Here is a 12622-nt window from a genome sequence, read left to right on the forward strand (position 1 = left end):
CCCCGACACGGCGCCACGCGGGGGGAGCGGACACATGCGGGCCGGGGACGTACTGGACGGCAAGTACCGGCTGGTCGAGGAGATCGGCCGGGGCGGCTTCGGCGTGGTCTGGCGATCCGTCGACACCCGGCTCGGCCGGGAGATCGCGGTCAAGGTGATCTCCGACTCGGCCGAGCTGGGGGCGGCGGACATCGCCCGGTTCCGCCACGAGGCGCGGGCGGTGGCCAAGTTGAACCACCCGCACATCGTCACCCTGCACGACATCGGCGAGACCGCGACCGGCAGCCCGTACCTGGTGATGGAGCTGGTGCAGGGCCACTCGCTGGCGGCGGTGGTGAAGCAGGCCAGGCCCGGGCTGCCGCAGGTGCTGGACTGGCTCGGCCAGGTCTGCGTGGCGTTGGCCGCCGCCCACCGGGCCGACGTGGTGCACCGGGACATCAAGCCCGAGAACATCATGATCACCGAGGCCGGTCACGCGAAGGTGCTGGACTTCGGCATCGCCCGGCTGGACGGCCACCCGGGCGGCCTGACCACGATCGGCACGGTGATCGGCAGCCCGATCTACCTGGCGCCCGAGCGCTGGGCGGACGGGCCGGTGGACGGCCGGGTCGACCTGTACGCGGTCGGCTGCATGCTGTACGAACTGTCGGTCGGGCAGCGGCCGTTCAACGCCGGGACGGTGGTCGGCCTGATGCGTCAGCACGTGGACGTCGATCCGCCCCGGCCCCGGCAGGTCGCGCCCGAGCTGCCACTGGCACTGGAGCGGCTGATCCTCGACCTGCTGGCCAAGGACCCGGCGGACCGCCCGGCCGACGGCCTGGAGGTGGCCCGCCGGCTGGCCGAGATCCAGCCGGGCCGGGCCGCCGAGCTCCGGGCCCGGGCCGACGCCGCCTGGGCGCTCGGCGCGGCCGGCTCGCCCACCGAGGCGGCCCGTCGGCTCTGGCCGCTGATCGGCGAGTTCGCCCGCGAGTGCGGTGCCCACGACCCGCGCACCCTGCGGACCTGCCACGACCTGGCGCTCTGGCTGGCCGCCGACGGCCGGGTGCCGGAGGCGGTCGGCCTGCTCGGTGAGCTGCTGGCCACCGGGGTCGGGGGCCAGCAGGCCGAGGACGCCGCCCGCGACCTGGCCCGGCTGACCGCTCAACTGCCGCCCAGGGCCGCCCCGGTCACCGGGCAGCTGGCGCTGCTGGTCGGCTGAGCCGGTACGCGTCGAGCCCGTACGGGATGCGCTCCAGCACGCCGTCGGTGAAGACCTCGTACAGCGGCAGCGGCTCCAGGTGCACGTAGCCGATGTGGCAGTCGCAGACCGGCAGCGGGCAGGGCCGTTCGGCCAGGGCGGCCCGGTAGGAGCCGTCGTAGATGTTGCCGAGCGGGGCCCGGACGAAGTGGCAGCGCTGGACCGAGCCGTCGCCGAAGACCGAGATCACCGAGGAGCCCGTCCGGCAGGGACGGCCCTCGCTCGGGTGCGGCTCCCGGCTCCAGCCGAACAGCGGGTCCAGTGCCGTCCAGTCGGCGGCTTCCGCATCGGTGTAGCGTCGGCCGTCGGCGGCGTTCACCCAGAGGTAGACCTCGGGGCGCAGGGCGGCCCGGAACTCCCGTGCGGCCGGCAGGTGTTCGGGCTGGCCGACCACGCCGACGCTGTACCGGACACCGAGCGCGTCCAGCTCCCGGCACTTGGTCAGCAGGCGGTCCCGGGCCACCTGGCCCGGGTGGTACGTCACCCAGAGCGCCAGGCTCGCCGGGTCGCCCTCGGCCAGCCAGTCGGTGCGGCAGCTCAGGTTGGTCTGGATCGCCACCCGGCGGACGTTCGGCAGCAGGCTGAGCCGCACCATCGCCCGGCGGTACCAGGACCGCACCAGGCCCTCGCCCCAGGGGGTGAACAGCACCGAGACGGCGGGCTGTTTGGCCACCCAGTCGCAGAACCGCTCCAGCGCCGCCCGGTCCTCCCGCAGGGTGGCCGGGCTGTCCTGGCGCTTGGCGAACGGGCAGTACGGGCAGTCGTAGTCGCAGGAGGCCAGCGGGCCCCGGTAGAGGACGGTCAACTCCGGGACTCCGGCGCCGGGGAGGCCGAGAAAGGTGGTCACCGGGCCTGGTGTCCGGCCATCCGGTCCCGCACGGCGGGGGAGAACAGCGCCGGACCGACCGCGTCCGAGTGCGCCAGCCCCTCGGCCGACAGGGTCAGCCGGTCGGGGTCGTCGGCCAGCCAGCCGCGCTCGGCGAAGGCGGCCAGTTCGACCGGGAAGTCCTCGGCCGGGGTGCTGCCGAACCGGCCTCGGTAGTCGGCGAGTTCGAGCCCGTCGGCCTGGAGCAGCGACTGCAGCAGATGCCGTCGGCGGGCCTCGTCGGGGTCCATCGGCCAGCCCCGCTCGGCGTGCCCGAAGTCGGTGGTGGCCACGTAGTCGTCGATGATGCCGCGCACCTCGGTGGCGTTCACCGCGTAGTCGAAGGAGTAGTGCAGCCCGGCGGTGTAGGAGCGGGCGCCGCAGCCCAGGCCGACCATGCCGTCGGTCTGGCAGCTGTACTCGCCCGCTACCTCGGCGGCCGCGTCGGCCCGGCGGAACATCCGCATCGACACCTGCCGGTACCCGTGGGCCAGCAGGTGGTCCCGGCCGGCGCGGTAGAGCGCCAGCCGCTGGACGTCCCAGTCCTGCGGGGTGGACCGTCGGGCCAGCCCGGTCAGCGGCCGGACGTACAGCGGGTAGAGGTAGAGCTCTTCCGGCCGCCAGGCGAGCGCCGCGTCGAGCGAGCGCAGCCAGCTCGCCCCGGTCTGCCCGTCGATGCCGTAGATCAGGTCGATGTTCAGGACCGGGAAGCCGGCTGCCCTGATCCGGCCGAGCGCCGCCTCCACCGCCGCCCGCCTCTGCGGCCGGACGGCCGACCTGGCCTCCTCGTCCAGGAAGGACTGCACGCCGAGGCTGAGCCGGGTGGTGCCGCGCTCCGCCAGCACCGCTAGCCGGTCGGCGGTGGCGGTGTCCGGCGAGGCCTCGACCGAGAGCGGCACGGCCCGCAGGTCCACCCCCATCCGCCGCTCGGTCAGGTCGCAGAGCCGCTCCAGCTCACCCGCCGTCAGATAGGTGGGCGTGCCGCCGCCGAAGGCCGCCACCGCGAACCTGGCCCCCTCGTCCAGCGCGGCCCGGACGGCGACCGCCTGCCGCTCCAGCGCGTCCAGGTAGGCGGTGGTCAGCCCGTCCGGACCGCCGATCCGGGTGAACAGGTTGCAGAAGCCGCAGCGCACCTCGCAGAACGGGATGTGCAGGTAGAGCGAGAGCGCGTCCTGCGGCTCGCCGGCCCAGAGCTCGCCCAGCGGCGGCCTGGGCTCCAGCGGCCGGTACGCGGTCTTGTGCGGGTAGGCGTAGACGTAGGACTGATAGGGCCTCATGCGGGGTTCCCGTGGCTTCCGGTCGGCAGGGTGAAGTGCGCGTACGGGACCGTCCAGACCACCTCGTGGCCGATCCGGTGCCCGGTGAAACCGTCCTCGCCGTAGGCGGTGCCGTGATCGGAGCAGACGATCGCGAAGCACGGGCGGCGGCGGCTCATCGCGGCGAACAGCCGCCCGATGTGCGCGTCCACGTACTCCAGGGCGGCGGCGTGGCTGGCCCGGGTGTCGCCGTCGGCCCGGGTGGCGCCCGGCAGGTGGAACCAGTTCGGCTGGTGCAGGGCGGAGACGTTCAGCAGCAGGAACAGCGGCTGCCCGGGCGGCTGTTCGGCCGTCAGCTGCTCGACCCTGGCCAGCTGGGCCTCGAAGGAGGTGGGTGACGGCACGCCGAACTCCGGCTCCCAGTGGCTCTCCTGGAACATCCCCGGGAGCACCGAGCCGAGCGGGCCCTGCCGGTTGAAGAAGCCGACCCCGCCGACGCAGACCGTCCGGTACCCGACGGCGGCCAGCGCGGAGGGCAGGTCCGGGGTGTCGAAGACCCAGGTCCGCGCCTCGGTGGTCTCCGAGCCGCCGAACCGGGCCGCGAACAGCCGGGGGTGCGGCCCGTCCGGCGTGGCCGGGGTGGGCAGGAACCCGGCCAGGATCGCCTGGTGGGCGGCGTACGTGAAGCTGCCGGGGGAGTGCCGGCGCTCCCAGCGGCCGCCCGGCAGGACGGCGGCCAGGTTGGGCAGCCGGCCGGCGGCGGCCAACTCCTCGGCCACGTCGAAGCGGAGCGTGTCCAGGGTGACCAGCAGCAGGTCGTGGCTGCCGATGATCCGGTGCATGTCGGGGATGGTGGTCATCGTTCCGTTCCGAGCAGGGCCCGGACCTGGGCGCCGTAGGTGTCGAGGCCGGCCGCCGGGCCCTCGGGCAGGCCGGGGAGGTTGGGGAGCAGGTCGCCGAAGGCGTTCACCTCGCCGACGTACCAGCGGCGCCAGCCGGCCCCGGGCAGCACGTCGATGCCCACCGTCGGCGAGCCGGGGAAGCAGGCGGCCACCCGCTCGCCCAGCTCCAGCAGCTCGGCCCAGCGCGGGCCGGCCGCGGCCCGGACCAGCGCCAACTCGCCCCGGGAACCGCCCAGATGGAGATTGGTCAGCGGGCCCGCGCTGGTGCGGACCACCGCGTGGGTGACCCTGCCGTGCACCGTGACCACCCGCAGGTCGGCCGAGCGGCCGTGCTGGGACGCCTTCGGTATCCACTGCTCCACGTGCAGCCCGTCGGCGGCCAGCGTGTCCACGATCGTGGCGACCTCCGGTTCGGTGGTGTAGCTGCGGACCCGGAGCGAGTTGTGCAGGCCGGTGGGGGTCAGCTCGACCGAGGTGGTCGCCCGGAGCCGGCCGTTCGGGCCGAACTCCAGGGCCAACACCCCGGAGGCCGAGGAGGCGTGCACGGGCTTCACGAACACCCGCCGCAGGCCGGCCGTGGCCAGCAGGGTGCGCAACTCCGCCCAGCTGCCCACGGGTTGGCCGAGAGCGCGGGGCACGGGCAGGCCGGCGGCGGTGAGCCGGGCGTGGGTGCGGCGCTTGTCGAACAGCACGGCGGTCTCCGCCGGATCGGCCAACAACCGGGCGCCGGGGGCCCGTTCGACCGCCGCCGCCAGGGTGGTGAGCCCGCCGAGCAGTCCGGCGTACCAGGCCGCCGAGCCCTCCACCCGGGTCGGCCGGCTGCCGGGCCCGCGCAGCAGCGCGTCCACGGCCGGGTCCTCACCGGGGGAGTCCACCCGGACCAGGGCACCGGCCGGGACGGTGACCCGGCCGCGCAGCACCTCGGCCCAGGGCAGCACGGCCGGCTCCGGCAGACCGAACGACCGCACCGCCGCCGCGAACAGCTCGACCCGGCGGTGGCCCGGGTGGCCGACAACGGCGATCACTCGCCGTTCGCCACGTAACGCCAGTCGTCGTCGGGCTCTTCCTGCTCGGAGAGGTCCAGCTCCACCCCGGCCGCGCCCAGGGTGTCGCGCAGGCGCTGCTGCATCCCCTCGGTGAGGTAGTGGTGGTGCAGGTCGAGACGGCGCAGGTGGGTCAGGCCGAGCAGGGCCTCCGCCCCGGCATCGGTGAGGGTGCCGAGGGCCAGGCTGACGCTCTCCAGCTGCCGGACCACGGCCGATCCGGCCACCGCTGCGGCCAGCTCGTCCTGCAGCGCGCTGTTCTCCAGGCCGAGCCGGCGCAGCGCGGGCAGCCGCTCGCCGGTCAGCACCGGCGCCAGGTCGGCCACCCCGGCGTCGCCGCCGTACTCGTCCACCCCGAGCCAGAGCTCCAGGCTCTCCAGGGCCGGGAAGTCGGACCCGCCGACCGCCCGGACCACCGCGACCGGCAGGCCGCCGGCCTCGAACCGGAGCGCGCGCAGGCTCTCGTGCCGCAGGGACCGCAGGGCGAGCCCGCCCTTGCCGTCGTAGTCGGCGGAGGCACCGCGCACCACCAGCTCCTCCAGCGCGGGGAAGGACTCCAGCAGCGGGGTCACGTCGCCGAGCTGGAGCCAGGAGATCTCGCACTCCTCGAAGGTGACCTCGCCGAGGAACAGCGCCCGCAGCCCGCCGAGCCGGGCGGCAGAGCCGGTCAGCGCGGTGATCACCGGCTCGACCAGCTCGTACTCGTCCTCCCACCACGGCCCGATCACCAGCGCCCGGACCCGCTCGACCTCGACGGCCGCCAGGAACGCCGCCCAGGCCGCGGCGAAGTCGCTGCCGCCGTCGTACTCGACCTGGACCCGCCAGGCCACCGACTCCGGGGCGGGCAGCGCACCGCCCTCCGGGCCCGGGAAGTCGAAGACGGGGAGGCCGTGGAAATCCTCGATGTGCTTGCTGATCGCCATGGCGGACTGTCTATCAGTCCGGCCGGACAACAGCTGACAGCCGGGGTGTCAACAGTGCGGGACGCTGATTCGGGCCTCCGGCGACTTGGAGGAATTGATAGGAACTGGCCGAGCCGTCCCCCCTGGTTCGCAGGACCGAGCCGTTGATATACCTCGGATGCGTAGGACGGGAGAGGTGTGCGGCCTCCTCGATGGCATGCGACGAACCAGGTGGTGATGGGCAGTGAAGCTCCTCCGTGTCGGCCCCCAGGGCGCCGAACGCCCCGTGGTGCTGGGTCAGGACGGCACCGCTTTCGACCTTTCCGGCCGGACGCCGGACATCGACGGGGCCTTCCTGGCCGGCCTCGACCCGGCCGGACTGGCCGAGCTGGCCCGGGCGGTGGCGGCCGGTGAACTCCCGGAGACCGACCTGACCGGGCAGCGGATCGGCGCACCGGTGGTGCGGCCGGGCAAGGTGGTCGGGATCGGCCTCAACTACCGGGACCACGCGGCGGAGGCGGGCGCGGCGATCCCGGCCGAGCCGGTGGTCTTCCTGAAGCCGAGCAACACCGTGGTCGGGCCGGACGACGAGGTGCTGATCCCGCGCGGCGGCGAGAAGACCGACTACGAGGTCGAGCTGGCCATCGTGATCGGGCGGACCGGCCGCTACCTGGAGAGCGAGGCCGAGGCGGCCGCGGTGATCGCGGGGTACGCCACGGTCAACGACGTGACCGAGCGGGCCTTCCAGTTCGAGCGCGGCGGGCAGTGGGACAAGGGCAAGTCGGCGGAGACCTTCACGCCGCTCGGGCCCTGGCTGGTCACGGCGGACGAGGTCGGCGACCCGCAGCGGCTCGGCCTCCGGCTCTGGGTCAACGGCGAGCTCCGGCAGGACGGCAACACCGCGGCGATGATCTTCCCGGTGTACGAACTGGTCCGCTACGTCAGCCAGTTCATGGTCCTCGAACCGGGCGACGTGATCGTCACCGGCACCCCCGCCGGCGTCACCCTCGGCCGCCCCGGCACCCCTTTCCTCCGGCCCAACGACATCGTCGAACTGGAGGTCGACGGCCTCGGCCGCCAGCGCCAGGTCCTCGGCAAGGCCTGACCTCAGGGGCTCGGGGCTGTGTTCTGGGCAGGTGCTCCAGGTCTACGGTCCAGGGGCTCGGGGCTGCGCTCTAGGTAGGCGCTTCAGGTCTACGGTCCAGGGGCTCGGGGAACTGCGAGGAGATCTGGCGTTCGGGTCACTGCGAAAGTGCCTGACCACCTACGCGACGATCACCTTGCACGAGGCCGGCGTCGCAGTTCCCCGAGCCCCTGACCGTAGATGCCGAGCCACCTGCCAAAAAGTCGGAGCCGCACGTCAGCAGTTCCCCGAGCCCCTGACCGTAGATGCCGAGCCACCTGCCAAAAAGTCGGAGCCGCACGTCAGCAGGGCCCCGAGCCCCTGGCCCGTAGCCGGTGAGCACCTGCCGATAGATCAGGCGAGCAGTTGCCGCAGGCGCGCCGCCAGGCGAGGGGCGCGGCCGTCGGGGCCCTCCTGGGCGAGGAGGCGGGTGAGGACCTCGGCGGTCTGGGGGTCGTGGAGGGCGGTGGCGGCGGTCATCACGACGAACTCGTCGAGCAGCCAGTCGCGGAGGGACTCGGGCGGGATCTGCCGCCCCTCGTCGAGCCAGCTGAGGGCGGAGGCTTCGACCACCGAGATCCAGGACCGGACCAGCAGGGTGAGCCGGGGCCCGGCGGCCTCCCGGACGCCCAGGTGACGGACCGTCCGGCGGAGGGCGGCGCGGCGGACCTCGTCGACGATGGCGCCGGTCCTGGCGGTCTCGACCACCGAGCCGCCGCGGAGCAGGGCGCCGTAGCCGGTGTGGTGCTCGGCGACGAAGTCGAAGTAGCGGTCCAGGACGGCCGAGAGCTGTTCGGTGGGGGTGCCGTCCGGCGGGACGGTGAACCGGCCGGCGAGCTCCTCGGCGGCGCTGCGCAGGGCGGCCTCGTAGAGCTGCTGCTTGCCGGCGAAGTAGCGGTAGACCAGCGGACGGGAGGCACCGGCCGCTTCGGCCACGTCGTCCAGGCTCACCTCCTCCGGCGGCCGGGCGGCGAACAGCTCCAGGGCGACGGCGATCAGCTGCTCGCGTCGTTGCTGCACCGGGAGCCGCCGGTAGCCGGGCCGTCGGGCGGCCGGATCGGTCGAGGACGTTGCGCTGACTGCCATGGCGGCCAGGGTAGCCGTACGGTCCCGGTTTGCCGCCGTACCCGGCGGGTCCGGCCGGTGAAACGGGCATACCGGACCATCATGTGACCAGATGTCAGCGGCATTCGGGAGCACAGATGCAGGAGATCGTGCGGGAGCCGGTGGGCGGCAGCCCTGCGGTCAGGGCGCTGCGGGCGGTCGGGCGGTACGTCCGGGCGGCGCCGGGCACGTACTGCTGGTTGCTGCTGCTGGCCGTCACCAGCTTCGTCGTGGCCAGGATGGACCCGGCCAACCTGGAGTGGTTCCTGGGCAAGCGCAGCACCAACATCGAGCAGCTGCGGGCGCACCCCGTGCACGCGCTGCTGGCCAGCGCGATCTGGACCGAGCAGGCGGCGTTCCCGTTCTACTTCGTGATCTTCAACGTCTTCCACGTGCCGGTCGAACGCTGGCTGGGGACCAGGCGCTGGCTCACGGTCGCGCTCACCGCCCACGTGCTGGCCACCCTGATCAGCGAGGGCATCGTGGCCTGGGGCGTGGACGCGGGACGGCTGCCGGCGAACCTGGCGACCACCGTGGACGTCGGCGTCTCGTACGCGCTGGCCGGGGTCGAGGGGGTGCTGACCTACCGGTTCGCCGGGCGCTGGCGTTGGCTGTACGGCGGTGGGCTGCTGTTCTTCTACCTGCTGCCGCTGATCACCTCGCACACCTTCACCGATCTCGGGCACTTCTGCTCGGTGCTGATCGGCCTGAGCTTCTACCGGTTCGCCCGGGGGCGTCCGACCTGGGACCCGGTGGCGGCCTGGCACGGCAGGCCGCGGCGGCGGGTCGGCTGACGGTACATCGGCACAAGCCTCGGCAAAGGGGCTTGCAAACCCGGCCGCCTGCGGAAGGATGGCCGAATGGTTGAAGCACTGATCAACTCCCCTGCCGACGGCACCACCCCTCGCCGTATCGCCGATGCTTACGTCCACGCGCTGGCCGAGCTCGACCCGCTGACCGCGGTCTACCTGGGGCTCGGCCCGGCGGACGACGACCGCCTGCCCGACCTCTCGCCGGCCGGCCAGGAGGCGGTGGCCGAGCTGGCCCGCCGCACCCTGGCCGAGCTGGACGCGGCGGAGGCCGCCGGGGCCGCGAAGGACGACGCCGAGCAGCGCTGCGCCCGGCTGCTCCGGGAGCGGCTGACCTCGGAACTCGCCGTGCACGAGGCGGGTGAGAACTTCCGGGCGGTCCGCAACCTCGGCTCGGCGCTGCACGGTGTGCGCGAGGTCTTCACCATGCTGCCCACCGAGACCCCGGAGCACTGGACCCTGATCGGCCGCCGGATGGACCGGCTGCCGGTCGCGGTGGCCCAGTACCGCGAGCTGCTGACCGAGGGCGTCGCCCGCGGCCTGCTCTCCGGCCCGCGCCAGGTGGTCACCGTGGTCGGGCAGATCGAGGAGTGGCTGGCGGGGGATCAGCCCGGCGGCTGGTTCGGCGAGTTCGTGCAGGGGGCGCCGGAGCCGCAGCGCGCGGAGCTGACCGCGATCGCGGTCACGGCGGCCGAGGCGTTCGCCGAGCTGCGGGTCTGGCTGCGGGACGTCTACGGTGCGGCGGCGGCCGGCGCCCCGGACACCACGGGCCGGGAGCGCTACGCCCGCTGGGTGCGCTACTGGACCGGGTCCGACCTGGACCTGGACGAGGCGTACGGGTGGGCGTGGGAGCAGTTCCACGACCTGGACGCGCAGATGCGGGCCGAGGCCGAGAAGGTGCTCCCGGGCAGCACGCCGATGGCGGCGATGGCCTGGCTGGAGACCGAAGGGCCGGCGATCCAGGGCGAGGAGAACGTCCGGAGCTATCTGCAGGGCCTGATGGACACCGCGATCGCCGACCTGCAGGGCGTGCACTTCGACCTGGCCGAGCCGCTGCTCAAGGTGGAGTCCAGGATCGCCCCGAGCGGCAGCGCCGCGGCCCCTTACTACACGGCCCCCTCGCTGGACTTCTCCCGCCCGGGCCGGACCTGGCTGCCGCTGCTCGGCCGGGACAGCTTCCCGGTCTGGGACCTGGTCTCCACCTGGTACCACGAGGGCGTCCCCGGTCACCACCTCCAGCTGGCCCAGTGGACGTACGTGGCCGACAAGCTCTCCACCTACCAGGTCACCCTCGGCGGGGTGAGCGCCAACCTGGAGGGCTGGGCGCTCTACGCCGAGCGGCTGATGGACGAGCTCGGCTACCTGACCGACCCCGGGCACCGGCTCGGCTACCTGAACGCCCAGATGATGCGGGCGCTGCGGGTGATCGTGGACATCGGCATGCACGTCGGCCTGGAGTTCCCGGCCGACTCCCCGTTCAAGCCCGGCGAGGCGATGCTGCCGGACGACGCCCGGGAGTTCTTCGGGCGGTACTGCGGGCTCTCGGTCGAGTTCCTGGACAGCGAGCTGATCCGCTACCTCGGGCTGCCGGGCCAGGCGATCGGCTACAAGCTCGGCGAGCGGGCCTGGCTGCGCGGCCGGGCGGCGGCCCGGGCGGCGGCCGAGGCCAGGGGCGAGGTGTTCGACCAGAAGGCGTGGCACATGGCGGCGCTGTCCCAGGGTTCGCTGGGACTGGACGACCTGGTCGAGGTGCTGGCCACGCTCTGATTCGTCCAAATCTGGACATAAACCCCTAAATCGCCTTGCTTGTCGTCCTTCCGAGGGATCTCCTGGAGAGAGCGTTGGCCCCACAGCTCTCCCGGAGTCTCTCGGAAGGCGGCAAAACGGTGTCCCAACAACCTGCTCCCGCAGACCAGGCGGTCGATCCACGGCGCTGGTGGGCGCTGGCCGTGATCGCCATCGCCCAGCTGATGATCGTGCTGGATGCGACCATCGTGAACATCGCCCTCCCGTCCGCCCAGCAGGCGCTGGGGATCACGGACGCCAACCGGCAGTGGGTGATCACCGCCTACACCCTGGCGTTCGGCGGCCTGCTGCTGCTCGGCGGCCGGATCGGTGACCTGTTCGGCCGCAAGCGCACCTTCACCGTCGGCCTGCTCGGCTTCGCGGTCGCCTCGGCGATCGGCGGCTTCGCGACCGAGCCCTGGATGCTGTTCGGCGCCCGGGCGCTGCAGGGCGCGTTCGGCGCGGTGCTGGCACCCTCGGCGCTGTCGCTGCTCTCCAACACCTTCACCGACCCCAAGGAACGGTCCACCGCCTTCGGCATCTTCGGTGCCATCGCGGGCGGTGGCGCCGCGATCGGCCTGATCTCCGGCGGCCTGCTCACCGAGTACCTGAACTGGCGCTGGTGCCTGTTCGTCAACATCCCGATCGCCCTCGGCGCCGCGACCGGCGCGTTCTACCTGCTCAAGCACGACCACATCGACAAGAGCCGGCGGGTCAAGCTCGACCTGCCGGGCGCGGTGCTCGGCTGCGGTGGTCTGCTGGCCATCGTGTACGGGACCTCGGAGGCGACCGGCCGGGGCTGGGGCGACTGGCTGGTGCTCGGCTGCCTGCTGCTCGGGGCCGTCCTGCTGGCGGTCTTCGTCCTGTTCGAACGGCGGACCACGCACCCGCTGCTGCCGACGCACATCATCGGCGACCGGAACCGGGGCGGGGCCGCGATCGCGGTCGGCATGGCGATGATCGGGATGTTCGGCCTGTTCCTGTTCCTCACCTACTACCTCCAGGTGATCAAGGGCTACTCGCCGGTGATGGCCGGCGTCGCGTTCCTGCCGATGACCGCAGCGATCGTGCTGAGCTCGACCGGTCTCGCGGCCCGGCTGATGACCCGGCTGCCGTCCCGGAACCTCGTGGTGCCAGGTCTGCTGCTGGCCGCGGCCGCGATGGCCTGGCTGACCCAGATGAAGGTGGGCAGCTCGTACGTGACGATGGTGCTGCCGGCCGAGATCCTGCTCGGCATCGGGATGGGCCTGATCTTCATGCCGACCATGAGCCTGGCCACCCTCGGGGTCGCGCCGAACGAGACCGGTGCCGCCTCCGCCATCATCAACACCGCCCAGCAGGTGGGCGGTTCGATCGGCACCGCGCTGCTCAACACGATCGCGGCCAGCGTCACCACCGGCTGGCTGGCGACCCGGAACGCGGGCGACCCGGCGGTCCGGGCGGCCGGATCCGTGCACGGCTACGCGGTGGCGACCACGGTGGCCATGGGCATCCTGCTGGCGGCGGCGCTGATCGCCTTCCTGATGATCGACCACCGGCCGAAGCCGGGCGAGGCGGAGGCCGCCGAGTCCACCGCGCACGCGCTGGCCTGAATCG

At 73.1% G+C, this 12622-nt stretch carries 11 protein-coding genes; 5 read left to right on the forward strand and 6 right to left on the reverse strand.

Annotated elements, in window-relative coordinates; genetic code table 11:
- The first annotated feature begins 34 nt into the window (after positions 1-34).
- Positions 35-1198: a serine/threonine-protein kinase gene (locus ACIRPK_RS08665; protein WP_403034912.1), complete on the forward strand. Its 1164-nt coding sequence runs from the start codon at positions 35-37 to the stop codon at positions 1196-1198.
- On the opposite strand, the gene ACIRPK_RS08670 is transcribed toward ACIRPK_RS08665, so the two are convergent.
- The 5 genes from ACIRPK_RS08670 to ACIRPK_RS08690 are packed head-to-tail and all read right to left on the reverse strand — an operon-like array spanning position 1167 to position 6226.
- Positions 1167-2084: an STM4011 family radical SAM protein gene (locus ACIRPK_RS08670; RefSeq protein WP_403034915.1), complete on the reverse strand. Its 918-nt coding sequence runs from the start codon at positions 2082-2084 to the stop codon at positions 1167-1169. The genes ACIRPK_RS08665 and ACIRPK_RS08670 overlap by 32 nt on opposite strands.
- Positions 2081-3379 (reverse strand): STM4012 family radical SAM protein, encoded by a 1299-nt coding sequence (locus ACIRPK_RS08675; protein ID WP_403034918.1) that lies wholly within the window; start codon positions 3377-3379, stop codon positions 2081-2083. The genes ACIRPK_RS08670 and ACIRPK_RS08675 overlap by 4 nt, the downstream gene beginning before the upstream one ends.
- Positions 3376-4200: an STM4013/SEN3800 family hydrolase gene (locus ACIRPK_RS08680; RefSeq protein ID WP_403035153.1), complete on the reverse strand. Its 825-nt coding sequence runs from the start codon at positions 4198-4200 to the stop codon at positions 3376-3378. The genes ACIRPK_RS08675 and ACIRPK_RS08680 overlap by 4 nt, the downstream gene beginning before the upstream one ends.
- A gap of 14 nt (positions 4201-4214) precedes the next feature.
- Positions 4215-5285, reverse strand: coding sequence for an STM4014 family protein (locus tag ACIRPK_RS08685; protein ID WP_403034921.1), 1071 nt, complete (start codon positions 5283-5285; stop codon positions 4215-4217).
- Entirely contained in the window at positions 5282-6226 is a 945-nt protein-coding gene (locus ACIRPK_RS08690; protein ID WP_403034923.1) for an STM4015 family protein, read from the reverse strand. The genes ACIRPK_RS08685 and ACIRPK_RS08690 overlap by 4 nt, the downstream gene beginning before the upstream one ends.
- Before the next feature lie 223 nt (positions 6227-6449).
- On the opposite strand from ACIRPK_RS08690, the gene ACIRPK_RS08695 reads away from it, so the two are divergent.
- Entirely contained in the window at positions 6450-7310 is an 861-nt protein-coding gene (locus tag ACIRPK_RS08695; RefSeq protein ID WP_403034926.1) for a fumarylacetoacetate hydrolase family protein, read from the forward strand.
- 372 nt (positions 7311-7682) lie between these two features.
- Here the strand turns inward: ACIRPK_RS08695 and ACIRPK_RS08700 are convergent, their stop codons facing one another.
- Complete coding sequence (locus tag ACIRPK_RS08700; RefSeq protein ID WP_403034928.1) at positions 7683-8414, reverse strand: TetR/AcrR family transcriptional regulator; 732 nt, start codon at positions 8412-8414, stop codon at positions 7683-7685.
- A gap of 116 nt (positions 8415-8530) precedes the next feature.
- Between ACIRPK_RS08700 and ACIRPK_RS08705 the strand changes: the two genes are divergently transcribed.
- The 3 genes from ACIRPK_RS08705 (at position 8531) to ACIRPK_RS08715 (ending at position 12618) form a co-directional block, all read left to right on the forward strand.
- On the forward strand, positions 8531-9226 hold the full coding sequence (locus ACIRPK_RS08705; RefSeq protein WP_403034931.1) for a rhomboid-like protein: 696 nt from the start codon (positions 8531-8533) through the stop codon (positions 9224-9226).
- Between the two features lie 66 nt (positions 9227-9292).
- Entirely contained in the window at positions 9293-11008 is a 1716-nt protein-coding gene (locus tag ACIRPK_RS08710; RefSeq protein ID WP_403034933.1) for a DUF885 domain-containing protein, read from the forward strand.
- 119 nt (positions 11009-11127) lie between these two features.
- The gene (locus tag ACIRPK_RS08715; RefSeq protein WP_403034935.1) at positions 11128-12618 is read left to right on the forward strand and encodes an MFS transporter; all 1491 of its coding nucleotides are present in this window, start codon (positions 11128-11130) and stop codon (positions 12616-12618) included.
- Positions 12619-12622 lie beyond the last annotated feature (4 nt).

Source organism: Kitasatospora sp. NPDC101801 (assembly GCF_044766665.1).
Lineage (GTDB): Bacteria > Actinomycetota > Actinomycetes > Streptomycetales > Streptomycetaceae > Kitasatospora.

What these genes read in the sequence shown, in the direction of transcription:
- ACIRPK_RS08710 (WP_403034933.1), top strand. Translation starts at nt 9,293, where the DNA reads ATGGTTGAAGCACTGATCAACTCCCCTGCCGACGGCACCACCCCTCGC.
- ACIRPK_RS08690 (WP_403034923.1), bottom strand. Translation starts at nt 6,226, where the DNA reads ATGGCGATCAGCAAGCACATCGAGGATTTCCACGGCCTCCCCGTCTTC.
- ACIRPK_RS08675 (WP_403034918.1), bottom strand. Translation starts at nt 3,379, where the DNA reads ATGAGGCCCTATCAGTCCTACGTCTACGCCTACCCGCACAAGACCGCG.
- ACIRPK_RS08700 (WP_403034928.1), bottom strand. Translation starts at nt 8,414, where the DNA reads ATGGCAGTCAGCGCAACGTCCTCGACCGATCCGGCCGCCCGACGGCCC.
- ACIRPK_RS08680 (WP_403035153.1), bottom strand. Translation starts at nt 4,200, where the DNA reads ATGCACCGGATCATCGGCAGCCACGACCTGCTGCTGGTCACCCTGGAC.
- ACIRPK_RS08705 (WP_403034931.1), top strand. Translation starts at nt 8,531, where the DNA reads ATGCAGGAGATCGTGCGGGAGCCGGTGGGCGGCAGCCCTGCGGTCAGG.
- ACIRPK_RS08665 (WP_403034912.1), top strand. Translation starts at nt 35, where the DNA reads ATGCGGGCCGGGGACGTACTGGACGGCAAGTACCGGCTGGTCGAGGAG.